A 26,682-nucleotide genomic window follows, 5' to 3' on the forward strand; every position below is an offset into this window, starting at 1 on the left:
TTTTCTTTTAAGTTGTTCATTCGATTTAAAACTTTTTCACATACATATCATTCTGGTGCATTGCCCTACAGATAAGAAGGAGGACGCATGCCCAACAATGATTATGAATTTGCACTACCTACCTGCGCTAAGCAAATACTAGAAAAGGCCGCTGAGATTCTTGCAGATACCTATCTGCGTGGCGACACCTATTCTAGCCCTGAGAAAGTAAAGGAGTTTCTACGATACAAATTAGGAGGCCTGGAAAGGGAAACTTTTGCCGTCATGTTACTGGATAATCAGAACCGATTAATCGAGTACAACGAACTGTTCTACGGCACGATAGATGCAGCCAGTATCTATCCAAGAGAAGTGGTTAAGTTAGCCTTAACAACCAATGCGGCTTCTGTCATCTTTGCTCACAATCACCCCTCTGGAGAAGCTGAGCCCTCTACACAAGACAAACGTATCACTCAACGGCTATCCGACGCCCTTGCTCTGGTGGATATCCGGGTACTGGACCACTTTGTTGTTGGGGAAACCTGTGTCTCGTTTGCAGAGCGAGGTCTGATATGAGTAAGACAACACCACATAGCACCCTGGTTAACTATCTTCAGCAACTCATTAGCCTGCTAGATATTCCAGAGCACGCCAAACGTATCGCACTGAACTTTCGTATCACCAGTTACTACCAAACCAGAGCCGGATTTCACCCAGTCGAAATCCAGCTGGAAAGAGTAGCCAGTGAGTCAAAAGCGATGCAATGGCGAATCGTGTTTATCGCCAGCTTTTCGTATCCGGATGAAACAGCAGAACACGTTGATGTAGAGCTTTACTTCAACTTTCTACGAAGCTGGTTTTATCAGCCAGATATAAAGCGGTGCGAGCTCCACCAGCCAAAGGTTAAGGAGCTCTATCAGGCATACGAACGAACACTGATGCAGCAGTTCAAACAACGAAGCTTCGATGATATCCAGGCAACCCTGGTTAGCATCAACAATGGTTCGGTTAAGACCGCTTAACCACTTCTCATAACATAGGATCAATTTATGGACAAAAATATTCCAGCGGAACAGAGCCTGCAGTTTCAGACCTGTGCCCTACCCGTTTCATCGAAATTTCACGATGCCATCAGCCATCAAGTCATCCAAACTGAACTGGACACGGCTCATTCATTAACACTCAACTTCAAAGATACCAGCTACAATGCGCAAGAGGGTGGCTTTCATCCGGTAGAAGTTTCCATCCTCAAGGGAGCTAAAGATAAGTGGTGTATCAGCTACATCACCGACTTTGCGTACTTTGGTTTGGGTTACCCAGAGCTTGAGCGAGATATTGACTTCGATATTGGGAACAACATGGCTTTTGCGACAGGAATTGGTTGGCAAAGCCTGGACAGCTCAGGTTTTATCGAACTGTACCGAACCTGGGAGCAGAACTTCCTAACTTACCTGGATATGGAAGCATTTGATGAAATCAAAGTGACCGTCAACTGACCCAATCTGATTCAACTGTATTTGAAATGCATATTATAGAGAAAAAGGCGTTTTTTGCCGAATCTCTCAACTCCCTGACATCACCTCTTTCAAACGGCAGCTACTGCCACATCAACCATTACATTTTCTGAAATCACACAGCGAGCTTCAACATCGCTGGTTTAATCAATAAGGAAACGACTATGAAACTTTCAACTATCCTCTCTTCAGCACTACTGATGTTATCCTCCAACGTGTCTGCTGCGGATCCGATTACTCAGCTGAGTGTTGCTAGCATCAAACAAACGTTGACTCAGGCGCAGATCAACATCGTACTGGATACCTGGTACAAGGAAGAGCTAAGCCACATTGAACAGCATGCTCACAAGCTAAGTGACCGTGCGCCTATCGAAGCACGTAGACAGCTGGTGAAACAGTCTATAGAAAGTGAATACAAGGCACTCAAGACTGAATTTGGTCTTTAATGCCTAACGCATACAGGTGCCCATGATGGCACCTGTTTTTTTTGCCGTTTAAAATCAATATTGCGACTTTTGATGTTCACACCATTCTTACTTAATACCGACTCCCAACAAAATTTTTCCCTTTGTTACCGTAGGGTTTGGTTTCCAGTTTGCATAGGTAGCTTAATCGCCTAAACACCATATTAAGTTGCTGCTGGAACTCAGGAGAATTCTTATCCAGGTAATACACTGGTGGATCGTCATTCTCATTGCGCTCGTCCCGGCTACTACCCGTTGCAAAATTGACAAGCGGACCAATCTCTTCTGCTGGACGTTGCAAAGCTCGTGCATAAGCTTCAATAATCATTCCTCCTAAGCTCTCTTTATCCGATAAATAATTACCGAACCCTCGATAGACATCTTTATTGACCAACAAAGCAACATGGTAATGGGGTTGATTAGAATGATGGATTTCCCTTGCCCATACGTAACGTATGTTGCTCTCATGCAACAACTTCCCTTCTTTTTTTTTGCGCTTGCACCTTGCACGGTTTTGGCTTTTAAGTGAAAGAATGAACTCCGTTATAAGCCCTGTATCATACTCAGAAGGAAAGTCAGGACAATCCAGCCGCTCGGGTAATCGAAGGTCAAATCGTGAGACACACACTCTAGTATAGTGGCTGGTGGCCAACTCTAGCACACGCAAAGTCGTGGCCAAGTACTCTTCGACCATTAAGTATCCTGGCAATACATCTAGTCCTTGATACTCCAAACATTCGTAAGCTTCAGGGAAATATTGTTTGTTGATATTGTCCATACGATACAACCAATAAATATCACTAATACAGTCACTCTATTCATCTAATATATATTACTAATACTATACTCTCTTTTAGTTAATACATCTCTATTACTATACATTAACTATGTATTATATTAATATATATTAATTACACATAAATAAATAACTATTACTTCATATATTACCAAACCGAAATTAATAAAATTCAAAAAGCAATAAAATAACGTACATTCTTGACAACAAAGAAATAAAATCATTAATTCAACGTCAAAAACCACTCACATAAAAACTTTATAGAACAACGAGAATCAACCTATAAAACAACCTCACATAACAAATCTTTTCTCAATCTATCTGTGTCCATATCCTGATCTGGGTATAAATCAATAATCCTGGTTCGATTTATAACAATTTCTTTGACATTGACCCCTGTTTTTAAATACTCAAATGCCAGATCAAGATCTGCTTTTTTTCTTGTACCAGATGGGCCAAATTGCAAGATGTTGTTTCTTTTGATATACCTAACCCCCGAGTCAGCGTAAGTGGCGAACCACCGGAATAGATTCTCTGCGTCTGTTTTATATTTGGGTGGACAGGCGAACACCTTCATAAATTCATCAGAAAAGTAAGCCACCAGCTCGGTTGCTTCAACCAGCGTATCTAAGGAAATCTTTTCTTGAGATGACTCATCAAAGTAATGAATTAAAGCAGCCAGCCTTACAATATTTTCACCAAGCTTGGATGCATGATCTCTGGCATATTCGTAAATCCCCCCGGGTTTCATTTTATCTTCGATGTCATTTGCTATGGCATACCAATACTTTTTTGCCTCGTCACTCAAACTTACCGTTATTTTATCCTTATAGTCTGATAGTTCAGCGGCCTGAGATAAGAGCTCATAAATCCTATCGTTAAAGAGCTCCAGATTATCCTCACTGTAGTTTATGCCATGGTTATACCTAAAACCGCAGTTTGAATCTGGCGCACAGACCAAGTAACGAGATAGGTGGCCATTTCCCCGAACATTTCCATTTGTTTTCTTAATATAGTCTTCGACGACATTTGGCTGCACCATGACATTCATCGTGAGTCTAGGCTCGATTATAGTGAACGACTCCGACGATTTTCTGTTGACGGTGACATCATCTCCACTCCAAATAGAATTGAGGGCCGGTGTACGAGACATGACTCTACCATTTAGCAGCACACCGCCTTCACTCGACCCCAGATACCCATTGGGAGTATGTTCATTCATGGCGCTAACTAGGGCTTCAGAAGTGCTGTCTTCGAATGTAAGTAAAGGGAGTTTTGGCGTTTTTGGTGCTCGCTCTTCATGCTGAAGTATTCTCACCAACATTTCGTCAACTTGATCTTCATCATCCTGGTTGATCGATTTCTTTAGTTGAGCTGTTTTCCTTTCATGAAGCTCAGACCTGATTTCATACTCCTTTCGTTGCTTTTGATACCTTTTTTGACTGTCCCTATAAAATGATTTGATTCCCTTCGTAAGTTTGTTTTCGACAGATGATTTTCTTTCTCCAGAGCCTGCGATAGACAGTGCCATAATTGAAGTTGGGACGACTTTTCCCGTGGGCATCTCTGCGTTGAGGATACCTTGTACCGCTACTGCAACAGCGCTTAGGGTAGTGAGATAAACCATTGGCTCAGGGGCTTGTGTCGCCATTACAACTTCATTGTATGCGGCAGTTATTTTTTTGGATTGTGATATGGTTGGCGAAACATTACAGTCAACCGGAAATTGATGATTGATACTACTCATAGACAAATCCTATGCTTATCTTTTGACAATATAATTGAGCTTTCTTATCACTCACCTCCCTTGATAGGCTGTGCTCTCATTGCATCCACCCATGCGATGATTTCATCGCCCATCCAGCCAACAGCCCTAGCTCCTAGATGAATTTTCTTGGGAAAGCTTGGGTCATAACGCGGTGAATCGGTGTTTTGTTTATCGTAAATCGTAGAGCGAGAAAGACCGGTAACAGACATGACATCTCTGAGTCGAAAAACCCGAGGTGTAAAAAGTTGGGATTGGGCATGTGGCATAAACTTCTCCTTTGCTTGGTTTCAAGGAGAAGTAAAGCGCACAACACGATTGGACTGTAGAGGAGCTCTACGAAAATTTTGATGTGGTAAAAGGCTAAAACCCCCTAAAAATAAGGGGCTCTGGCTCCTAAGAACTTTTTTTAATTTTCTTGTATTGATCGGGCCTGATGATGAATTCGGCGGCTTCTGCATAATAGTTGCTCATCCCAAGTCGCAGTAAGTCGTTGATCACGTCTTCCCTTTTTTGCTTAAGATCACTACCTTTTGGAAGCTCAAGTGGCAACCAATGCTGATTAAACACTTCTTTTAAATACGGGAAGAAACAACCTTCGACTTTTTTTTGCCCAGAATTTTTTATCTGCGGTTTTGGATTTATTAAAAATCCTCCAGCCTCTTGTAGCTTTTTAGTTTTAAAGCTCAATGGATAATTTCTTGCTAAATATCCAGACACACCACCCGACACGCTGGATAAATATTTATCATACAGGTAATAGCCAGATTTAGAGAGCTCTAAAAATGAACTCGACACATGGAATTTTGGTTCAAGATAGTATCTACTGCTCTTATAAGCAGAATCTCCTAACATGAGAACAGGAATACTACTTTCTTGAATGTGTAGATCTGACAAAGAAAAAGAGCTGTATTCTATGTAGCCAATAGGAAAGTTAAATTCACCTTTTGCTATTACAGCAGGAGAACATAAAACCGTTTGAGTATCTTCAACCGGGAAAAGTCGAATTGTACTTTTATTTCCATAAAAGTTATCAAACTCATGTATATAACCATAAGCCGCTATATACCCATCCTTTAAATCTTTTATATTCCCTCCAATTTTAATATTTCTACATATAAAACCATTAAACCTGTTAGTTGTACACTCACCATTATCTAGAACGACTTCCATATCACTTCTATATATTTTAAGATACTCGACATTATCTATTAACGTCGACGAAATCATTGTAGTTGTTCGTATCTTAGGCTCACCATGCAAAAATTCTAACGTGCCATAAAAGTGTCTATGCATCCTACTTCGATTAATGTAATCACCCTGTGATAAAATTACATCTTTAACTGTAAGCTGATCAAGTTTTGGATCAATCACCCATACACGAACACCACTTGGCACTCTTATAAAAACTGAGATATCATTAATCAAACAAGTTTTAAGTTTTTCAACTATTGAATGTGCTGGCTCAATGTCGCTCAACCGGTAACACTTACTGTTAAATTCAGTCATTTTGCCCTTCAACCTTTCCCAATAAGCTTCTATTTCTGCTATTAATAGCAAGAATAGCATGCGCATTGTGTTACTTGGTTCATAAACTAGTCATTTTTATGACTATAAGCCCCTTCGGTAACGGAGCTCAATTCTTTATACACATTAAGATCTCCGACAAATCTGCTCACTGAGGAGAACGCATATTAAAAGGCCATAATCATAAAGCGCACCATCAAACTTCGTGGCAAAAATATAGATATACCGATTCGTCCATATCGATAACTTTTGTCACTCAGATCATTTTTAGCACCCCAAAGCAAGATTAGACATTGCCGTTGAATAACGGCATAGGTTTACGAAAATGGGCATTTTCCCATTTCCTAACCGCGATGACAGGTTCCTTTTATTCAAGGTTGGGAGATAGCATAAAAAATACTGCCAACTTCTGATTCGCTTTTATTTTAAAACAACCCAATTCAACTAGAGATCGATAAATTATGTTAAAATTCCCCCTAGATTTATAAAGCCAGAAATCGGCTGTACACGGAATTCCGACAGAAGCATTCGTCTACTTACTCCAAGTCCTATATATTTTTCCTTCACATATTTATTGGAATAGATCTATTGAAAAGTACTCATGGCAGCTTATCTTACTCTCACTTTTTATTATTTCTGATTAAATCATAGCTATTTATGAAAAATGGCTGGCAGAATCATAGTATTCTGAAAGTTGCCTAGCTGTTAAGGCGTTGTTGATCAATTAAAGAGTTTGTATCCGAAAAGCCAAACTGGTTTGAAATCGGTGACCAAGCAAAACAGTTCACCAATCACCCACATGATTAATGTATATGCGATGGTCAGCATTAGCTGGCTGACCACATCAATCAATACTTACTAAATTATAGGCAAATAGACCTCGGTTGCTAAATCACACTCATCTACGTCATGAACAAAATTTAAGTAACGAAAAAAACAAGGAAAGTCTCGTACGTTCTCCCCACTCTCTGGCAACCATACTTTATACAAATATTGCACGCTATCGCCAATTGTGTCATGACTTCCTTTGTGGGTAACCAAAGCACACCTACCACTTGGTATTATTCCAGATTTGATTCCATAATCGTTGGTTGGAACATCACCTTTGTGCGAACCACATATATCGAACTCAAACTCATCTTCGGGTGAATCACTAGGATCACTATGAGGTATTCCAAATGTCTCACTGGTTTTAATCGGGGATAAACCTGTGGATTTTCTCCAACTTATAAACTTTGCTACCGTCTCGTACACGAGCTGGGGACTGCCGATATGTGTTATCATCGCAACCTCCTTTTTCTCGAAATCAACGATTTGAACATTCATTATATTTTCTCCTGTTATCGGTGCTTGAAAACTGTACTTAGAGTGCCAGAATCGCCACTCAGGTTGATTTCTAAACTGGGTCGGGGATTGACCAAATGTCCTAGAGAAAGCGCGGGAGAAAGCTTCCAGACTTTCAAAATGCGCTTCAAAAGCGATATCTGTGATGCTGTACTTTTGTTCAAATGCCAGTCTGAAAGATGCTCTTTTCATTCTAGCCAACAAGATATATTGCATCGTACTGACCCCCATAAACGACTTAAAAATACGATGAAAGTGGTATTTTGAAGTAGCGGCAATATTACTCAACTGTGTAAGACACAACTCTTCATCTAAGTTTCGATCGATAAAGTTACATACTTTTACTACCTGCCGTTCATGACGTAGCTTAACGCTCATTCTCATTCTCCCTCAACTTAGAAATCGTACGAATCATACTTGGAAAAAAAAGGTTTGACCTGATTGAGATTGCGAATTAATGAGCGATTCATTATTGAACAATCCAAGAAGGTATTTTCGACCGGTAGTAATACGTGTTCAACTAAACATTCGCTCAATAGAACTTTATTTCATTTGCAATATCTGACATGCCTAATTATGATTTGGTACAATGTACCAAAAATAGTACATTGTACCATGCATAGTACATCAGTAAGAGAACGCCATCTTGAAGAAAACAAGCAAAAAAAAACCACTGTCTAGAAAGCGTATCCTTCGAGTTGCAGTGAAATATGCCGATGAGAATGGAATTGAAAGCTTAAATATGCGTCGGCTAGCCACTCTTTTAGATACTGGCCCAATGTCACTCTATCACTACTTTTCTAACAAAGAAGATTTACTCGATGCAATGGTGGATTGGGTTGCGTCAAAAATTGAACAACCGACATCAGATATTCACTGGAGAGAGGCGATAACACACACCTCAATATCCGCTCATCAAATATTGATGAAACACCAATGGGTAAACACTATTTGGTCAACACAAGAGCTAGGCCCTAATAAGCTTGTTTGGTTTGAAGCAATACTGAGAACGCTTAGAGAAGCCGGCTTCTCAATTCCATTAGCTTGCGACGCATATCATGCCATTGTTGTTCATATAGAAGGTTTCACACTGCATGCCATTGGATTTCCGGTAAAACCGGATGAAGCCCAGTCTTTTGCGGCCGAATTTCTTAATTGGGTTAAGGATACCAAGTCAATTCCCTATTTTGTCGAACATGTGCAATATCATGTTGATAAAAAAGATTGTAGCGATCAATTTGAAGTGACACTGAACATGATACTCGATGGTTTTGAAGCTCGACTAAAAAAAAACCAGGATTAATGTCTTATCTGTAACGTTATTTAACTAAATTAGGTGATTTCGATGAAAATACTCTTATTAGGAGCGAACGGTAAAACAGGCCGGGAGATAATTGCTCGCGCTTTAAGTGCAGGGGATTCAATCACTGCATTAGTGCGTACTGAGGATCGATTAGCTGACATCACGCACTCTAAGCTAAACGTATATGTTGGTGATGTTTGTAATGCGAATACATTGAAAGAAATTGTAGATGGTCATGATGTCGTCATATCTACATTAGGTCCTCGTACCCCTACTCAGGTAGCTTGTAAAATCTATTCTGAAGGGACTAGAGCCATCGTTGATGCAATGAGGGGCTCTGAGGTGGCTAGACTTATTGTGACTTCAACAGCATTGCTATTTCCAAGAAATACATTAGTAGATAAAGCATTGGGAACAATAGCCAGGAATAATGTTCGCCATGCAGCAGAAATGGAACACATTGTTCAATCCTCTGCTCTTGATTGGACGGTTGTTCGCCTAGGTTTCTTAAACAATAAAGTGAGTGAAGAGGCAAAGGTATACGAAAATATCATGCCAAAAGGAGGGCGTTCTATATCTCGTGGAGCCGTCGCTCAATTCATATTGGATGAAGCCAAACAGCCTGCTCATCACCAAAAAGTGATCGGACTGGCCACCAAATAATATGAAGACCTTGAGACTAGTACGACCAACAGTTTTATTGGTCTTATTATCGACAACTAAAGTTTCAGCAGAGTACTTGGGAGAATCAGAGCGACTTGTTGAAGTTCAATTGGTATCGTCATTCTCAATACGCAGGCAGGAGAACACTGGAGCTATAACTCCTCTATGTTAGGCACTTTTTAAACTTTAGCCTATGCTAAATACTAAGGAGTACTGAGCTTAAAAAGATAGCTCTGAAAGGCACGACGACAATAACCGATGAAGCACTGCTTCCTTGGTCTCCTATAACTGCAAAATATGTAGGTAAGGAATTATCTTTAATGAAGATGCGAGAAGCAATAATGGCCAAAAGTGATAATACAGCCGTTAACAGCGTATTGGAGGGCCTACCGATTTAACTCTCTATCTTCGCTGAGATGAAGTAACACACCTTTACCGTATAAAACCTGAACTGAAGAGGTATATCAACATTGTCTGATATGGAAAGAGAGATTCCAAGAGCAGAATTACAAGCTCGACTTCAGCTAAGAAAGTTGAAACTATCTCTAAGAATCACACAATTAAAGAATCGACTTTTCCTATAACAAAATTAGATTAAGTAGTTAAAAACATTACTAAAGTCATAGCTATATTTAGGGAGAAATCATTTCAACACTGATTCGATATCTTCAGCAAGGATGGCTTAGTTGAAATTATCTATAATTCTTTTTACTGGACGCAGTGTTTTCTTATGATGTGTTACATCTCAATTATCTCGCACTGTCGCACGCATTTGTAGTTACCTATTGTGGAAGCCCATGTAATCAATACAATTTTTAACTACCTATGTATTAGCCTACATTGATTCAATCGCTATCTTCAAGAGACATATCATTGTTGTTGTTTGGTGCATCCAGATTAGATGTCCAAGAATACAAAGGAACTGAGAATGCACAATCGTTACAAATTACGTGCAACTCTTCTTCATCTGCTCCCCATACTGGTATACGAAAAATGGTTGATAAATGGAAACTGTTGCAAACAGGACACCTTGCTTTATTACTAGGGGGCATGGACTAAACCTTATCATCTCATGAATTACATTTTACACCTGAGTGCAGACGCAATTTTTATGGTTATTACTCGAATTGTTGCGATGATTTTGCTCTTCACAACATGTAAAGATTAAATCGACTTGTTTTGACCTTTCATGCATAGAAAGTATGCCCATGCAATTAGTATAACTTGCAGTGGGCCGCGTATTAACAAGTAAACAGGCCCCCATTGATGTCCACCAAGACCAATGCTATTGATAGCTGCGTAAATGTTTGCTGGAAAGAAGACAACAAAAGCTATAATTGCAGCCTTTGCAGCTAGGGGCTGATACCTCGGTATAAAAAGAGCGATACCGATAAAAAACTCAATCACCCCTGTCAGGTAGACCAACCCCAACCGGAAAGGAATCCAGGTTGGTAACATTTCAACCATACCCTCTGTTTGAACAAAATGCCCTACACTAAAGAATATGAAGGCTATTCCTAGCCCCCAGCAGGCATATATTCTAACATTCAAGGGCATGTTCCTAAACTTCGAATAAACAAAGGCGATACCCAACGGAGTGGATAGCAGTAAAAGAATAATTAATGGCGTTACCATATCTCCCTCCTGAATTAATACAGTGTTTAATATCGATTATTACGATCTCTAGTGTCAGTTTTTATGTGTACCCCACTCCTCTAGCCATCAATGCAGCGAGAAGAGGAATTGGCAACAATAAAAAGAGTTCTAGTCGCTTGAAAAGTATAACTTTGTTCGGAACTGCTTTTTCGTATTCAGTAAACTTCCGATTTTTAAAAAAGAAAACTGTAGGCATTACTGACACGAGAGCAACAAGCAAAAACAAACCAAGCTTAAAATGAAAAACGATATTGTTGATGTAAAAATAACTTGGCTTTCCTACAAAGAAACAAAGGGATAGTCCGCTGACTAAAACAGCTAAGGCACTCACACCGTATAGCGCATCAATCACAGCTAACTTTCTAAGCTGGCGACCTTTAAGTTTCTTTGATAACGATAAGTTCTGATATACCAAAAAGAAACTTAGAGAAAGTATGCTCAAAAAGTGAATATACCTGACTGTGATTTCTACTATCATACCACCCTCAACACCATCAATCTGTTCAATGTACAGATTAAATTGTAACGGCAAACTGTACACTGTCAAGTTTGTGTGATGAAATACTGTTTATTAGTTGTTTCTAGAGTTGAATGATATGGCGACAAGAAAAAAAAACTACCATCATGGAAACCTTAGAGAGGCTGTATTAGAAGCAGCACATAAGTTATTGGAACTTGAGGGTATTAATTCTATTACGTTTCGTAGAATAGCTAGAGAAGTCGGCGTAAGCCAGAATGCTCCCTACTCACATTTCAAAGATAAGACGGCGTTGCTAGAGGCGTTAGCGGCGGATGGTTTTCACGGGCTATTAAACAGCATGAGAAAAAGCAGTGCCTCCTATTCAACTCCCTCAGACCATCTCCAGGCAATTGGTAAGGGCTATGTGACGTACGCTCTATCTAACCCAGCGCTGTTTAAACTAATGTTCGATATGCAGCAATCAGCCACGTCTGAATCTATTGCTCTACAAACCGTTTCTTCACAGTCTTTCCAGGTTCTTCGTGATGCTGTTGCAAACGTTCAAGCGAGTAAAAATCAGGAAGGAGCAGACGGGTTAATCGCATCAATATCAGCATGGGCATTAGTTCAAGGGCTAAGCGTATTACTCATAGAGAATAAATTGTCGGCAAATCCTGAAGTTCAGTCGCTAAATAGTTCAGATATAATTGAGCAGTCAACGAAAATTTTTACCCAGGGACTGATCAATTTTGGGAGCAATGAACTTTAATAAACCTTGTTTTTTAGACTCTTAGTACCACATAGAGATACAGACTGAAAAACATCTACCTAAACTTGCCCACTAACGTTACTGACAAGCGCAATAAAAGGCGGCGCATTTCTAAGACGCCGCACTTTTCCTGTTGTAGATTCTAATCAACTTTAATATTTTGCGACTGAAATACTTAGCTCCCCCATTTCCAGCACATGGTGCTCACCCATATTTTCAGGTAACTCAAAGTCAACATGGGTTGCTAAAGTCTCTGTTTGAAGATATTCCAGATGCTTTTCTATCCATCGCTTAACTGAACCTGAAGTATTCACAGAGACAGAGATTTTGTCCGTCACACCAAAACCAGAGGACTTTCTCAGTTTCTGTATACGACTTACCACCTCTCGAATCATCCCTTCTGCAACCAACTCTTCTGTGAGGTTAGGCTCAAACTCCATAGAGATATAACGGTTAGAAACCGCGTTTACCCCCTCCTTCGCCTTTCTGTAGATAATAATGTCTTGTTCGGAAAAGCGTTGTCCATCAATGTCTACAAACCCCACTTGCTGAAGTTGGTCAATATCAGCTGGTGCAAGGTTAGCAATCAAGCTCGCATAGTGTTTCATTTGCTTACCCAGGCGCTTCCCCAGTGCTGGAAAGTTTGCCTTCGCGTAAAGGTCGATAAATTTGCCTTCCTCTGCACTAAAACTTAAGGACTTAAAGTTAAGCTCTGCCTTTATGTAATCAGACAAACGTTGAATGTCATCCAACACTGTTTTATCTCGGTGCAATATCGTTGCCTGACTTAAGGGTGTTTTGAGCTTAACTTTAATATCGTTTCTCATCTGACGCCCCATGATGATCAAATGTTGAAAACTCTGAACACTTGTCTCGAGCTCAGGCAACTTGAGTTCTCCGATTGTTTGAGGATAACGGCACAAATGCACCGATAATGGTCTTTCTGCATTCTTGTCATACTCTTTGAGCTGTTGATAAATGAATTCGGATAAAAAAGGGGCAAACGGCGCCACTAACGTCGTAAACGTGTTTAAACAATAGTAGAGTGTGGCGTAAGCGCTCTCCTTGTCCTCACTCATATCTGGCTGCCAGTAACGAGAACGGTTCAGACGGATATACCAGTTGGTTAAATCTTCCAAAAACTCAAACAATGGTGGTACCACTTCATACAAGTGGTAATCCTGCATTTCAGCGTTCACTTTTTCTTTCAGACTTTCCAAACGAGAAACAATCCACTGATCAAGTACGTTGCTTCTCGGGGTTGAGTCATCAACTTTCCATCCGTCGATATCAGCATAGGTTTTAAAGAACTTAAATCCGTTATACCAAGGCAGCAGCACCTGCCTGACCATTTCCTGAACGCCTTTATCAGAAAACTTCTGTTCCTCGGCTTTTACCAGACCAGAATTGATCAGATACAATCGCAGCGCATCGGCACCGTACTGTTCCATCAGAATATCGGGAGCCGTGTAATTTTTTAGCCGCTTAGACATTTTCTTACCATCTTCTGCCATCACAATGCCGTTAACAATGACATTAGTGAAAGCAGGTTTACCGAACAGGCACTCGCTCAACACTTGCAAGGTATAGAACCATCCTCGAGTCTGATCCACCCCTTCGGCGATAAACGATGCAGGAAAGTTTGCTTCAAACTCTTGCTTGTTCTCGAATGGATAATGAACCTGCGCATAGGGCATTGAGCCTGACTCAAACCAGCAATCAAAGACTTCCGGTATCCTGCGATACACACCATCCTCTCCGGCTAAAGTAAAAGTCAAATGGTCGATATGATCCCTATGCAAGTCTTCAACTTGAGCCCCGGTTAAAGACGTCAGCTCTTCGATAGATCCGACACAGTATGGTTTATCTGTCACATCGTTTATCCAGATAGGCAGTGGCGTTCCCCAGTATCGGTTTCTTGAAACCGCCCAATCAATCGCATTTTCCAGCCATTTGCCCATTCGACCCTGCTGGATATGTTCTGGCACCCATTTGATCTGGTGGTTGTTTTCAACAAGTTTGTCTCTCAGTTGGGTTACACCGATATACCATGAAGGTACCGTTCGATAGATGATTGGCGTATCAGAACGGGGGCAAAAAGGATAACTGTGCATTAAGGTGTCATGCCGATACAATAATCCTCGGTCCTTAATGGCCTGGATTATCGATTTATCTGCATCTTTCACATAAACGCCGGCAAAATCACTCACTTCGCCAGTAAAGCGACCTCGGCTATCCAGTGGACACACACTCGCCTCGACACCGTTTTCACGGCAGACTCGTTGATCTTCCTCACCAAAAGCAGGGGCCATATGGACAATGCCCGTACCACTCTCCTGCGATACAAAAGTATCCGCGAGGACTTTAAACGCACCTTTAGCTTTGTGCTGTTCAAAGTAAGGAAAGATAGGCGTATAGGATTTACCCGCGAGCTCTGAACCCTTGATGGCAGAAAGCACTTCGACCGAATGTCCCTTTGAGAAGTTCTCCAATAACTCTTTTGCAATCCAAAACGTTTTGTCTACAGAATGGTCGTGCACCTTAACGTAATCAAAGTCAGGATTTACGCAGAGCGCAAGATTTGAAGGTAGAGTCCAAGGTGTCGTTGTCCAAGCTGCCAAATAACAATCTTCGTCTTCTAGTTTAAACAATACCGAGATAGCGGGGTCTTGAACATCTTTGTAGTTCGATGTTGCCTCAAAGTTTGATAAAACGGTCTCGAGCTCCGTGGAATAGGCGACAACCTTTTCCCCCTGATATACCAGGCCTTTATCCCACAACTGCTTAAACACCCACCACACGGATTCCATATACCAAGGTTCCAGAGTTCGATAGTCGTTATCGAAATCTACCCAACGGCCTAGGCGGGTTATTGTTTTCTCCCACTCTTGTGTATACCGCTGTACGATGCCACGGCATTCGTCGTTATATTTGGCGATACCAAATTTCTCTACCGCTTCCTTAGCAGACATCCCCAATGATTTGTCTATCTCATGCTCGATAGGAAGACCATGACAATCCCAGCCAAATCGCCTTTCAACGTAATGTCCAAGCATGGTTTGATAACGTGGGATGATGTCTTTGATAGTGGAGGCCACTAAATGGCCGTGATGAGGTAACCCTGTTGCAAAGGGCGGACCATCGTAAAATACGAACTTAGGTTTATCTTTTGACTGCTCCAGAGATGTCTGGAATACACTGTACGTTTCCCAGAATTGCAGTATGTCGTGTTCAGCACCCACAAAAGAAAAACTCGTGGGTGGAGATGTCTGTTTTTGTTTCGAACTCATACTTACCTCTTAACTTAAAATCCTAAGAGGTAAGTACAAAAAAACCCGCCTCTTAGGCGGGTCTCAAATTTAGTTGCACTAACTATCCCACCATTTCTTAAGAAATGATGATAATAATTCGTTGGAAGTTAGGTGTCATATTCATAGACACAGGGTTACACTTACCGTTTTGCTTGTCAATCAGTTTGTTATAATTTGGGTTTGGATTTTTTTCACTTCAGTAATGGCAGCACTTAATCCATATAGGTAATTTATTAAAAAGAAATTACCCATCTTCATCAATTACCATAGGTGAAAGTGGTTTTCCTGTGTTCATGTTGAGCTAGCTTATGCCGCGGTATTCCCGAGGTTGGGATTGAGGCCACTTTTATGCTCCGTTCTTGAAGTTAGCAAGTTACCTTTCGAACAGCACTAAGCTCTTTTCTATATAACATAGATCTTAACTTCAGTTCACTTGGATGCGTTCGCACAACTTGAATTAGTCTAATCCATATTATAGAACGGCATCAGCTATTTATTATTCCGCGTACAACCGCATTGAATATTTGGTGTAGTACCTCTACGTAAATTGATTGTCTCATTGTTTATCTCTCATTGAAAAAGGGCACATGAACTTGATTAGCCAGCGTCCATGATGTTTGTGTTGCTGAAAAGATTCCGTGTTATCTCGCATGCTCAGACGTGATTCCATCCATTCCTCAATTTCAATTTCTACCCAAGCAACTGCTCGTCTATCCATTGGAACCTTTTAGGACACTCTGTGTAATCTGCCATGAACTTGTGGATAGTTGAACGGCCCAACCCTGTTAATGACATCACTTCTTTTAGTCATAGAAATCTCTAGGGAAATGTGTCCTTTTGTCTACATCCATGATTTAAGCCGCCAAATGAGTTAAATGGATACCGCGACAAATCTAAAGTACAATAACCGTTAATCAATTAGCCACGACAATCAAAATTTTTATGTACCCCATTTTGTACCCCAAAAAATCAAAGCAAATTAGTAAGGCAAATATTTCAAATGGTTAACAACTCTATTCAATGGTTTCCTGGGCACATGCATAAAGCTCGTAAAGAGATAGAGGAAGCTGTTCCACAAATTGACGTTATTATTGAAGTTTTGGATGCCCGTATACCGTTTAGCAGCGAAAACCCAATGATTTCTGAAATCCGTGGTGAAAAGCCCGTCGTAAAAGTTCTAAACAAACGCGATCTAGCCGATCCGGAACTGACAGAGCTTTGGATTGAACATTTGGAGAAAGAGCAAGGTGTTAAAGCCATCGCTATTACGACATCCAATGTTCAAGAGGTTCAGAAAATCACTGAGTTGTGTCGCAAGCTTGCACCGCATCGCGAAAACATGGGTAAAAACATTCGCACTATGATTATGGGAATTCCTAACGTTGGTAAATCCACGATCATTAACACGCTTGCCGGCAGAACTATTGCTCAAACAGGTAACCAGCCAGCGGTTACCCGTCGCCAGCAACGCATCAATCTGCAAAATGGTATTGTGCTTTCCGATACACCGGGAATCCTATGGCCTAAAGTTCAGAACCCACACAGTGGTTTCAGACTGGCTGCGACTGGAGCGGTAAAAGACACAGCTATGGAATACGACGAAGTGGCTTTCTATACTGTTGAATACCTAGCTAAGCAGTACCCTAACCTACTTCAAGAACGCTACCAACTTGAAGATATTCCTGAGACAGAAATCGAGCTAATGGAAGCAATCGGTGTTAAGCGCGGCTGCCTGCGAGCTGGTGGCAATATCGATCTTCATAAAGCGTCAGAAATTCTGCTCCATGAACTTCGCAGCGGCACTATCGGTCTTGTGACTCTTGAACTGCCGGAAATGATCACTCAGGAGCTTATTGAAGTCGAGATAGAAGAAACCAGAAAAGCGGAACAAAAAGCTAAGAAGAAAGAAGAAAGGCGCAAACGCTATCTGAAAAATAAACGCTAGTGTTTGCTCAATTAGAAAAATGCCACACATATGTGTGGCATTTTTGTTTTCATTTATCTTATATATCAGTATTAGCGATTTATCGAACTATTAAGCTGAGCTTCAATATCATCCCAGTCTAAAACCTGATCGTTAATAATCTCAATACGGGATTCAAAACCTTCTAGTGTTAGCTCGTTTACTGACACAACACCGTTCGATACATTAAAGGCATAACAGCCCTTTTCCGTGTTCACCACCGCTTTTACCCTTTCTGCTGGTATCGACATAAACAAAGCAAACAGACCATCAAAACTGAAAGGTAGCTCGGCTCCATATAACCACCCGCAGCTCTTGTAACCCTTACCTTTACTCTCTTTTCTAATAAAAGATTCACCAGGAGGAAGCTCGAACTGTGGCTCCATTGCTGCATGTTCGTGGTGGTGCGATTCAATCTCGACACTATTGTTAGTTGCACCACTTTCCATATCTAGAACAGAGAGATCGATACAACCCTGCTCAACTTCTAACGCAAGCTGTTTGGCTGGGTCCTGAGCCTGTAACCAGTGAGTAAACGCAATGCTGTCTTTATCTGTATAAAGATCCGCTTTATTGGCCACAATCACATCAGCACTTTCAAGCTGATCGTTAAAGTTCTGGTTCGTTGTATACTTTTCATCGGATAGATTTCGAGCATCAACCAGCGCAACGGTAGCTCTTAAATCAACGTAAGGTTCATACTGTTCAGAAGTCAGCGTGGCAATGACCTGTTTTGGATGTCCTAACCCAGTTGGCTCTATAATAAGTCTGTCCGGTTTTTGCCTTAGTAGCGCGTTAATGCCAACGGACATAGGAACGCCAGCTGTACAACACATACATCCACCCGGAACCTCTTTTATCATAGCCCCCTGGCCCGTCATCATTGCACCATCAATACCTATCTCCCCAAACTCGTTCACCAGAACAGCCCAAGATTCATTCTCGGGTTTGTTTTTAAGAATGTTGAGAATTGTCGTTGTTTTTCCGACCCCAAGAAAACCAGTAATTACATTGGTTGGGACTTTTTTTGTCATAGATATACTCCTTTGAGAGGGGAGTATAAAAAAGGATGGCTCAAGACGCAAAAAGGCGTACCCCTTACAGTACGCCTTGAATACCTCGATACTCAATCGTGAGTTATGCGGTATGGGATATCTAAGCTTGTATCCCAGAAAATTACGAGGTTTAGAGTTGATTACATGTACTCAACCGAATTGTAGGTAAGGCCTCATTTTCCTCCATGTCTATGGGTAACCTTTGCCTTACAAATTAAGTTTGGACCCTATCCGCCAAAACGCAAGAAAGAAAATTAGCGAAAACTTATTTTGTGATATTCATGCATTTTTTAAGTACAGAAAAACAACTTTTGTTGACAGCGATTGTGCTAGAATACTTGCCCTCACTCCAATGCAAATCAACTGAATTTATATTACTTAACAATGGCTAAACTTTCCCGCCCAGCACTCATTCCTCAATTTTTCACAACTCAGAAAGAGTACTTTACGGTCGTGCTGCTTTCAGGGATTGCCGGTACCATTGCCGGAGGCGTTGTCTCTTATTTCAATATCATTATAAACTGGTTGCTCGATGCGCGAATTCAGTACATTGATTATAACTCCGCTGACAATTTTTTACCTCAGGCAGTGACTATTGTTATTGCGGGTGGTGTTTTAGCTGGCTTTGGCTTCTGGCTTACCTACCGTTTTGCTCCAGAAACCGAAGGCAGTGGTATCCCACACATCGAAGGTGCATTAGTGGGTGAACATGATATTCGTTGGTATCGTGTTTTGCCCGTTAAGTTTGTTTCCTCAATTATGTCCATCAGTTCCGGAATGATTCTTGGGCGAGGTGGTCCTTCGATTCAGCTCGGAGGCGCCGTTGGCAGAATGGTTGCCAGCAAAGCGAAAAAATATGATCAAGCCCAACATATCCTAATAGCTGCAGGTTCTGCTGCAGGTATGGCTGCGGCATTTAATACGCCACTAGCGGCCATCATGTTTGTTAACGAAGAGATGCGTCGTCACTTTATCAATAACTTTACTTCGATTAAGTGTGTGACTCTGGGGGTAATCGCTGGCACGGTTGTCATGGAATACCTGAACGGGCAAAACGCCATTCTTCAGATACCGGAATTTTCCACACCACCCCTCTCGTCTCTGCCCTCTTTTGCTGCGCTAGGTATGATCTTCGGTCTGGTTGGTGTCTATTTTAACCGAATGATACTGGTTGCAACGGTGAAGATGAAACAGTTCCACGGTAATAGCATGACGAAACTTGTCATCACCGGAACAATGTTTGGCGCAGTATTTTCAGTGATCCACGTTTCGTTACCCATCCTTTCTGGTGGTAGCTTACCTGTAATTGCAGATCTGTTTACTAACCCCGCTCCCCTGTCGATCATGGCATTCTTCTTTGTGCTTCGACTGATCGGTACTATCGCATGTTTCTCATCAGGTGCACCAGGAGGCATCTTTGCGCCCATTTTAACGCTAGGAACTTTTCTGGGTATGACTTATGGCGTGCTTATATCGGGCATCGCACCCGATATGTCTTCAGAAGCTGGAATGTACGCAGTGGCCGGAATGGGAGCACTTATTGCGGCAAGCTTAAGGACACCATTAACTGGTGTCGTATTGGTGGTCGAGATTTCGAACAACTACCAACTTATTCTACCAATACTGGTAACTTGTCTTGGTGCGACTTTCATCGCGCAGGCAATTGGAGGTCAACCGCTATACGCTTCATTGCTAGAACTAAAACATAAGAACTGGAAGTTAGATTAGGATCAGAAAGATAAATCAAGCTTGAGGCGCAAACATATCCTGCTCTAGCATAAGAAGTTTGCGCTTTGCTTCAAGGCCACCAGCATATCCAACGAGCTTGCCATCACTGCCAATAATTCGATGGCATGGAACAATGATAGAAATCGCGTTTGCGCCGTTCGCATTCGCTACTGCTCTTACCGCATCTTTGTTGCCAATACCGACAGCAAGCTCCATATACGTTGCAGTATCACCAAATTCCACTTCGACCAGTTGTTTCCACACTTGCTTTTGAAACTCAGTTCCTACCAGCAACAAAGGGAGGTTGAAGTTGCGTCTTTTGGAGTGGAAATACTCTTCAAGCTGAGTGATAGTTTGATGGCCCACATCTGTTTCGCTTTCAACATACTCCGCTTTCAACCTGTCACAGATGCGTTTATCAATAGCATGACGCATTTTTCTATAACGCCAGTCACAAAGACATAGCTTGTCTTCGTGGACACCAACTAAGAGTTCTCCTACTGGAGATTTATAGTATTGAACGTGAATTTGGTTCATTAAAACATTCGTACCTTGTAAATCGAAGCGCCATTTTAAAGCTTGAGTGAACGGTTGATAAGCGTTTTATCGTTTCAGAAATGAAAACCCCGACATTTTACTGTCGGGGCTCTACGTTGATTAGAATCTTGCTAATGGTTAACTAACTTTAAACCACACAACATCGTAACCATTTAACAGTATTTCTTCTCCATCTATCTCAAAGTGCTTTAGTGGCTCACCCGATAGGATATCAACAACCTCACCGGAACCAAGCGCATCACATATAGACTTAGGAATCGTCTGCGTCTTCTCAGCAAAGTTACATATCGCCAGCAACTTATCGCCACTCTCATGTCTTCTTATGTAAGAGAAAAGATGTGGCTGATAAGTTTCCAGAATTTCGGTACTTGCTTCACCAAACACCTGGTTTTCCTGACGAAGCTTTATCATTTGAGTTAGGTCCTGGTGAATCCGCCATTGTGGTGTACCTTGCGTTTGTGACAAGGTAACAGCTTCTTTAGTGATTGCTGGACGATTTACCCACCTCGAATCTTCTTTCTTATGAGGTACGTCTTCATAACTATAATCATTCAACATACCCAACTCATCCCCCTGATAGATTAGAGGAATACCTCCGATACTCAGGTTTATGCTATTCATTAATCGAACACGCTTAGCACTGTATTCGATCCGCAATGGATCATTGGTTTGAATCGCCTTCTCTAAACCAGCAAGAGAAGCGAGCGAACCACAAACTCGACAATCACCCGTCGTTGGATTCTCCTGGAATGGAACCCCCATAGAGAACGAGCCATTAAATCTACCTGTGTAAAAACGATTCAGAAATTGCCTGTGGTCGAAGCCATTGATTCCCAGTTGCTGAGCCACTACATCATCAAATGTCCAACCGATATCATCATGGCAACGTATATAGTTCACCCAACTACAATCGTCTGAAATTTCAAAGCTCTTCTTAAGTGACGCCGTCAGTAGTTTCGTTTCTCTTGTTGCAAGGCTTTCCCACATTAACGCCATCATAAGAGGGTTATAAGATAACTGGCATTCCTCTTTGCCGATATACTTAGCGACTTCATCAGGGTGGACTATCGCCTCAGACTTAAATTGTACGGAAGGTGCAACAATCTGAAGACACAAGTTAAATGATTGAATAAGAGTATGAGCTTTAGGTAAGCTCTCACACTGCGTCCATTTCTCTTTCCAGATAAACGCCAGCGCATCCAGTCTCAAGCCTTCACAGCCGATGTTGGCCAGAAATAACATTTCACCAGCGATGGCGTTAAACACTTCTGGATTAGAGAAGTTTAAATCCCACTGGAAGCTGTTAAATGTTGTCCAAACCCACTTTTGTTTCTCTTCCAGATAAGTGAAACTCCCGCGTCTCACCGTTGGGAAAATCTCACGGCAAGTTTGGTTGTACTCTTCAACCTCTTTTTCGTCTTCAAAGAAGTAATAGTAGTCTTCGTATTGCTCGTCACCGGCTAACGCTTTTTGTGCCCATTCGTGTTCATTAGAGGTATGGTTAAACACAAAATCCAAGACAAGGCTAATTCCAGCATCGTTAAAGGCATCTGCAACCTTAACCAGATCCTTTTTGTTGCCTAGTTTCTTGTCCACATCTCGGTAATCCGATACAGCATATCCGCCATCGCTGTCTCCTTCTGGAGATTTATACAACGGCATCAGATGCACATAGTTAACACCCAGTTCTTTTAGGTATGGAATCTTTGTAATCAGATTGGACAGATCGCCTGCGAACAGATCAACGTACAACGCCATACCAAGCATCTTCTCACTACGGTACCAACGTGGATGACTCAGTCGCTCAATATCCTGGTTCTTTAGTTTTCTCTTTCTATTCGCAAATGCATCCGCCAGACCGACAACTAACTGTTGAAGATGATAAAAGAAATCGTAATTTTCTCCGTACAGTTGGTACAGCTTTTCAAAGAGAGAAGGAAAGTTCTGGCGTAACCTTTCATGAAATACCTTCTCATCTTTTTTAGTCAGCTTAGGCAGTTCAATAGTAGATAGAACTTTATTCAACGCTTTAGCAGCGATATCTGAACTTTGCATCTCAGCTCCTGTAAGTCTTAAATATCAATTATCTTTATCGTTTAAGTATTTTGAGGCCCTGAACTAAAAAACCAACGAAATATACGTGCAAAAGGGGCCGTAAGCGCTAAAAAGATTAGTAGATCTTATTAAGCCAATAAATAGATAAGGCGATATTAAGATTACATTAAGATAATTAAGACGCAATTAAGTTTGTTAGTGTGATCCTGATACGACCACCTAAATACAACAAAATATGCCTTCAGGTATAAAAAAAGCGAGCCATCATAGCTCGCTTCTTCCGAAAACTGTGTTCCGAATTAGATAAGTGAAATCGCATCCTGAGCGATAACCAGCTCTTCATTGGTCGGGATTACCATTGCGATACGGCTTTCATCTGTTGTGATAATACCACTTTCACCAAAACGTGCCGCTTCGTTACCTTCTTTCGACTCTGTGTAGCCTAGCAGATTTAGGTAGCTTAGAATTTCACTACGGATAGGCATTGAGTTTTCACCAATACCACCTGTAAAGATAATTGCATCAAGGCTATCCAGAGGAATCATGTAAGAGCCGATGTACTTAGCAACACGATATGTGAATACTTCAAACGCAAGCTTAGCACCCTCGTGGCCCTGCTCCATCGCTTCAAGAATACCGCGAGCATCACTAGTAAGGCCAGAAACACCCAGGAAGCCAGACTTCTTGTTAAGAGTTTCGAAGATCTGCTCTTGAGTCCATCCCTTCTTCATAAGGAACTCGATAACACCTGGATCAAGGTCACCACTACGCGTACCCATCATAAGACCAGCTAACGGAGTGAAACCCATAGAAGTATCGACACTCTCGCCATCCTTAATCGCACAAACTGAAGCACCGTTGCCCAGGTGAACAGAGATAAAGCTCGACTCTTCAACAGGCTTATCCAGCATTTTCGCTGCTTCGCGACTCACGTAGTAATGGCTTGTACCATGGAAGCCATAACGACGGATACCATATTGCTCGTATAGCTCGTGTGAAATACCACCGGTAAACGCTTTCGGTGGCATTGTCTGGTGGAATGCAGTATCAAAAACAGCAACTTGTGGAAGTGATGGGAAAGCTTCTAATGCGGCGCGAATGCCCAAAATATTAGCTGGGTTGTGCAGTGGGGCAAGATCTTGTACAGCTTCGATATCTTTAATAACTTGCTCGTCAATGCGCACTGACTTAGTGAATGTCTCACCACCATGTACAACTCGATGGCCAACGGCTACCACGTCCTGCGTTAGCCCTAGCTCCTGAACTAAATCAACTAATCGAGAAATAGCGGCCTGGTGATGGTTGCCCTCTTCAGTAATAGCAACTTCCGTTTTCTCACCCTGGTATTTCCAACTCATTCTTGATTCAGGTAATCCAAAACACTCGCCCAGACCACTTAAGACTGCGTCACCTGTGTTTGAATCAATTACTGCAAATTTCAGTGAAGAACTACCTGAGTTAATCACGAGTACGAAGCTGTTTGCCATTGGACTTATTTCCTATATTGCCTATCGAGTTTGCATCTTAGATGCGTTGTAGCTGTGGAGTTGCCTTTATTATTCAATAAAATTTGAATAATTCAACTTTTATTGATTGCAGCTTCGAAAAGGAAGTGTTTTTTATTGACCAAGATCAAACATGTATTTAGTTAGATGCTAGAATTTAATGACAAATCACATACAAATTTACAAAAACACACTCTATGATAAGTTTTTAGGGACTAGAAAATAAAAAATCCGGGATTCCAAAAGGAAACCCGGATTCAAAATTAGTTTAGAAGCTAACGATTAATTACGCTTCGTCGCGTCGGCCACGACCGCCAGAACGTTCACCACGGTAGCTACCTCTGTTGTCACCACCACGGTTTCTGTCGAAACGACGCTCACCACCACGGTGGTTACGGTTTCCGTCTCGGTTACCATCGCGGTTTCCACGATATCCACCTTCACGACGACCACCATCTCTGCGACCTCCGTCACGACGACCGCCTCTTTCACGGAAGTCATCATAATCTACAACTACTGCACCCGCTTCTTTCTGGCGAATACGTAACTTGCGAAGTTTACCCGCAGTTTCAGAGTTCATAGCTTTTGGTAGCTGCACAAACGTATGACCTTGTGCCAGTTTGATTGCACCGATAGAGCCTTTGGTCAAACCAAGCTCATTTGCAAGTGCACCAACAATATCTTTAACCTGAACACCTTGCTCACGACCAACTTGTAGTTGGTAAGTATCCCAATCCTGGTTACCACCAAATGAACGGCCTTCGCCACGGCGTCCGTCACGTCCACCTTCACGACGCTCTTTACGACGTTGCTTATCGCGCTCGATAGCTGCAACCATCGGGTCTGGACCTTTGTAGAACAAAGGACGCTTGCCTTGAGTACGTTTTAGCAGCATTGCCGCTAAAGTTGTTGTATCGATCTCCAGAGACTCCTGAAGCTTTTCTACTAGCTCAGCAAAGTTCTCTAGTGAAGTGTGTTCTTTCTCTAGCTCAAGTTCAGTACCAAGCTTCTCAAGACGAGCCTGTGCTACTTTGTCGCGTAGAGGAAGTTGGATCTCTTCCATGCTTGATTTAGTAACACGCTCAATTGTGCGAAGCATGCGGATCTGGTTAGTGCGAACAAGAAGGATCGCTTTACCTTTACGTCCAGCACGACCAGTACGTCCAATACGGTGAATGTATGATTCAACATCAAAAGGAATATCGTAGTTAAATACGTGAGTAATACGCGGCACATCAAGACCACGTGCAACCACGTCAGTCGCAACCAGAATATCGATAACACCTTTTTTGATGTGATCAACGGTTCTTTCACGCAGAGACTGTGGAATATCACCGTGAAGTGCAGCCGCTTTAAAACCGCGAGCTGAAAGCCAGTCTGCCAGACGCTCAGTATCCTGACGTGTTCTTACGAATACGATAGAAGCATCAGTCTCTTCAGTTTCCAAAAGACGTGACATCGCCTCGTCTTTTTCTACACCTTTCACTACCCAGAACTGCTGTTCTACTTTTTCTACCGTGTGGTTGCTGCCCGCAACATCGATACGTGCTGGTTCACGTAGGAAGCGATCAACGATAGTTTTAAGCATTGGAGGCATAGTTGCAGAAAACAGAACGCGTTGTGCTGACTCAGGAGCGTGCTCCATAATCCAAGTTACGTCGTCAACAAAGCCCATGTTCAGCATTTCGTCAGCTTCATCCAGTACGAAGGTTTTTACTTCATCAAGATGCAGACGATCACGCTTAATAAGGTCTTCTACACGGCCTGGAGTACCAACAATAATGTGCGCACCAGATTTAAGAGCACGCATCTGATCTACGATAGATGCACCACCATAGATTTCTAAAACTTTTAGTCCCTTGATGTTACGACCAAGGTTTTTGATTTCCGCTGCAACCTGAATCGCAAGCTCACGAGTTGGCGCAAGGATAATCGCCTGTGGCTTGTATTGTTTGATATCAAGAGCGTTAAGTATCGGAAGAGAGAATGCCGCTGTTTTACCTGTACCTGTTTGAGCTTTACCCAGAGCGTCTTTACCTTCCAGAAGGAAAGGAATCGCTGCAGCCTGAATAGGTGTAGGGGAAACAAAACCCATTTCGTTAAGTGCAGACAAAAGGGCGTCATTCAGCGCTAATTGGCTGAATTGAATTTCGGAATCTTGCATTGGGATCCTATTGTATATGATTAATATCTGGTCCCATTTGCTCTTCCAATTCGAATACTGCTACGTTCGCTACACGCGGAGTCCATTCAAATCTAACGACATA

At 41.8% G+C, this 26,682-nt stretch carries 23 protein-coding genes and 1 pseudogene; 10 read left to right on the forward strand and 14 right to left on the reverse strand.

Translation table 11 applies throughout. The features are described 5' to 3' along the window. The first annotated feature begins 87 nt into the window (after positions 1-87). The 4 genes from radC to SNR28_RS05220 all read left to right on the forward strand — a co-directional run bounded on the left by radC (position 88) and on the right by SNR28_RS05220 (position 1,939). Positions 88-555, forward strand: a complete 468-nt coding sequence (radC, locus tag SNR28_RS05205; RefSeq protein ID WP_277822523.1) for a DNA repair protein RadC — start codon at positions 88-90, stop codon at positions 553-555. After that, a complete protein-coding gene (locus SNR28_RS05210; protein ID WP_375748155.1) occupies positions 552-1,001 on the forward strand; it encodes a DUF2787 family protein in 450 nt (149 codons plus the stop codon). Before radC ends, SNR28_RS05210 begins: the two co-directional genes overlap by 4 nt. A gap of 27 nt (positions 1,002-1,028) precedes the next feature. Beyond that, positions 1,029-1,475: a DUF2787 family protein gene (locus SNR28_RS05215; RefSeq protein WP_375748156.1), complete on the forward strand. Its 447-nt coding sequence runs from the start codon at positions 1,029-1,031 to the stop codon at positions 1,473-1,475. A gap of 182 nt (positions 1,476-1,657) precedes the next feature. Further along, complete coding sequence (locus SNR28_RS05220) at positions 1,658-1,939, forward strand: hypothetical protein (RefSeq protein WP_375748157.1); 282 nt, start codon at positions 1,658-1,660, stop codon at positions 1,937-1,939. A gap of 91 nt (positions 1,940-2,030) precedes the next feature. On the opposite strand, the gene SNR28_RS05225 is transcribed toward SNR28_RS05220, so the two are convergent. The 5 genes from SNR28_RS05225 to SNR28_RS05245 form a co-directional block, all read right to left on the reverse strand. Then, entirely contained in the window at positions 2,031-2,735 is a 705-nt protein-coding gene (locus SNR28_RS05225; protein WP_375748158.1) for an inovirus Gp2 family protein, read from the reverse strand. 298 nt (positions 2,736-3,033) lie between these two features. Next, positions 3,034-4,500: a YfjI family protein gene (locus tag SNR28_RS05230; RefSeq protein ID WP_375748159.1), complete on the reverse strand. Its 1,467-nt coding sequence runs from the start codon at positions 4,498-4,500 to the stop codon at positions 3,034-3,036. Positions 4,501-4,547: 47 nt separating this feature from the next. Beyond that, entirely contained in the window at positions 4,548-4,787 is a 240-nt protein-coding gene (locus SNR28_RS05235; RefSeq protein ID WP_375748160.1) for an AlpA family phage regulatory protein, read from the reverse strand. A gap of 127 nt (positions 4,788-4,914) precedes the next feature. Next, positions 4,915-6,093, reverse strand: coding sequence for a hypothetical protein (locus SNR28_RS05240; RefSeq protein ID WP_375748161.1), 1,179 nt, complete (start codon positions 6,091-6,093; stop codon positions 4,915-4,917). An 810-nt stretch (positions 6,094-6,903) separates the two neighbouring features. Next, a complete protein-coding gene (locus SNR28_RS05245) occupies positions 6,904-7,767 on the reverse strand; it encodes a GyrI-like domain-containing protein (RefSeq protein WP_375748162.1) in 864 nt (287 codons plus the stop codon). A 268-nt stretch (positions 7,768-8,035) separates the two neighbouring features. Here SNR28_RS05245 and SNR28_RS05250 point away from each other — a divergent pair, with 268 nt between their 5' ends. From SNR28_RS05250 to SNR28_RS05260, 3 genes are all read left to right on the forward strand, one after another. Beyond that, positions 8,036-8,692 (forward strand): TetR/AcrR family transcriptional regulator, encoded by a 657-nt coding sequence (locus tag SNR28_RS05250; protein WP_375748163.1) that lies wholly within the window; start codon positions 8,036-8,038, stop codon positions 8,690-8,692. Between the two features lie 42 nt (positions 8,693-8,734). Further along, positions 8,735-9,355, forward strand: coding sequence for an NAD(P)-dependent oxidoreductase (locus SNR28_RS05255; protein ID WP_375748164.1), 621 nt, complete (start codon positions 8,735-8,737; stop codon positions 9,353-9,355). 200 nt (positions 9,356-9,555) lie between these two features. Then, entirely contained in the window at positions 9,556-9,753 is a 198-nt protein-coding gene (locus SNR28_RS05260; RefSeq protein ID WP_375749902.1) for a serine hydrolase, read from the forward strand. A 766-nt stretch (positions 9,754-10,519) separates the two neighbouring features. Here SNR28_RS05260 and SNR28_RS05265 read toward each other — a convergent pair. Both SNR28_RS05265 and SNR28_RS05270 read right to left on the reverse strand, forming a co-directional pair. Continuing rightward, on the reverse strand, positions 10,520-10,990 hold the full coding sequence (locus SNR28_RS05265; protein ID WP_375748165.1) for a hypothetical protein: 471 nt from the start codon (positions 10,988-10,990) through the stop codon (positions 10,520-10,522). A 61-nt stretch (positions 10,991-11,051) separates the two neighbouring features. Continuing rightward, positions 11,052-11,489, reverse strand: coding sequence for a DUF2214 family protein (locus SNR28_RS05270; protein ID WP_375748166.1), 438 nt, complete (start codon positions 11,487-11,489; stop codon positions 11,052-11,054). Positions 11,490-11,607: 118 nt separating this feature from the next. On the opposite strand from SNR28_RS05270, the gene SNR28_RS05275 reads away from it, so the two are divergent. Beyond that, positions 11,608-12,240, forward strand: a complete 633-nt coding sequence (locus SNR28_RS05275) for a TetR/AcrR family transcriptional regulator (protein WP_375748167.1) — start codon at positions 11,608-11,610, stop codon at positions 12,238-12,240. A gap of 152 nt (positions 12,241-12,392) precedes the next feature. Here SNR28_RS05275 and ileS read toward each other — a convergent pair whose 3' ends face one another. Both ileS and SNR28_RS05285 read right to left on the reverse strand, forming a co-directional pair. Continuing rightward, positions 12,393-15,530 carry an isoleucine--tRNA ligase gene (gene ileS, locus SNR28_RS05280; protein ID WP_375748168.1) on the reverse strand — a complete coding sequence of 1,046 codons (3,138 nt, stop codon included), beginning with the start codon at positions 15,528-15,530 and terminating at the stop codon, positions 12,393-12,395. A 646-nt stretch (positions 15,531-16,176) separates the two neighbouring features. Continuing rightward, a pseudogene (locus SNR28_RS05285) lies at positions 16,177-16,346 on the reverse strand (AlpA family phage regulatory protein); the annotation flags it as partial. Between the two features lie 205 nt (positions 16,347-16,551). On the opposite strand from SNR28_RS05285, the gene ylqF reads away from it, so the two are divergent. Continuing rightward, complete coding sequence (gene ylqF / locus SNR28_RS05290) at positions 16,552-17,496, forward strand: ribosome biogenesis GTPase YlqF (RefSeq protein ID WP_375748169.1); 945 nt, start codon at positions 16,552-16,554, stop codon at positions 17,494-17,496. 71 nt (positions 17,497-17,567) lie between these two features. Here ylqF and SNR28_RS05295 read toward each other — a convergent pair whose 3' ends face one another. Further along, positions 17,568-18,548: a CobW family GTP-binding protein gene (locus SNR28_RS05295; RefSeq protein WP_375748170.1), complete on the reverse strand. Its 981-nt coding sequence runs from the start codon at positions 18,546-18,548 to the stop codon at positions 17,568-17,570. A gap of 405 nt (positions 18,549-18,953) precedes the next feature. Here SNR28_RS05295 and clcA point away from each other — a divergent pair, with 405 nt between their 5' ends. Continuing rightward, complete coding sequence (clcA, locus tag SNR28_RS05300; RefSeq protein ID WP_375748171.1) at positions 18,954-20,297, forward strand: H(+)/Cl(-) exchange transporter ClcA; 1,344 nt, start codon at positions 18,954-18,956, stop codon at positions 20,295-20,297. 15 nt (positions 20,298-20,312) lie between these two features. On the opposite strand, the gene SNR28_RS05305 is transcribed toward clcA, so the two are convergent. The 4 genes from SNR28_RS05305 to SNR28_RS05320 form a co-directional block, all read right to left on the reverse strand. Continuing rightward, positions 20,313-20,834 (reverse strand): methylated-DNA--[protein]-cysteine S-methyltransferase, encoded by a 522-nt coding sequence (locus SNR28_RS05305; RefSeq protein WP_375748172.1) that lies wholly within the window; start codon positions 20,832-20,834, stop codon positions 20,313-20,315. A 138-nt stretch (positions 20,835-20,972) separates the two neighbouring features. Further along, on the reverse strand, positions 20,973-22,910 hold the full coding sequence (locus SNR28_RS05310; protein WP_375748173.1) for an alpha-amylase family protein: 1,938 nt from the start codon (positions 22,908-22,910) through the stop codon (positions 20,973-20,975). A 299-nt stretch (positions 22,911-23,209) separates the two neighbouring features. Then, on the reverse strand, positions 23,210-24,397 hold the full coding sequence (locus tag SNR28_RS05315; RefSeq protein ID WP_375748174.1) for an acetate/propionate family kinase: 1,188 nt from the start codon (positions 24,395-24,397) through the stop codon (positions 23,210-23,212). 304 nt (positions 24,398-24,701) lie between these two features. Beyond that, positions 24,702-26,579, reverse strand: a complete 1,878-nt coding sequence (locus tag SNR28_RS05320) for a DEAD/DEAH box helicase (protein WP_375748175.1) — start codon at positions 26,577-26,579, stop codon at positions 24,702-24,704. Positions 26,580-26,682 lie beyond the last annotated feature (103 nt).

It is taken from the genome of Vibrio iocasae (assembly GCF_042245395.1).
Lineage (GTDB): Bacteria > Pseudomonadota > Gammaproteobacteria > Enterobacterales > Vibrionaceae > Vibrio > Vibrio iocasae.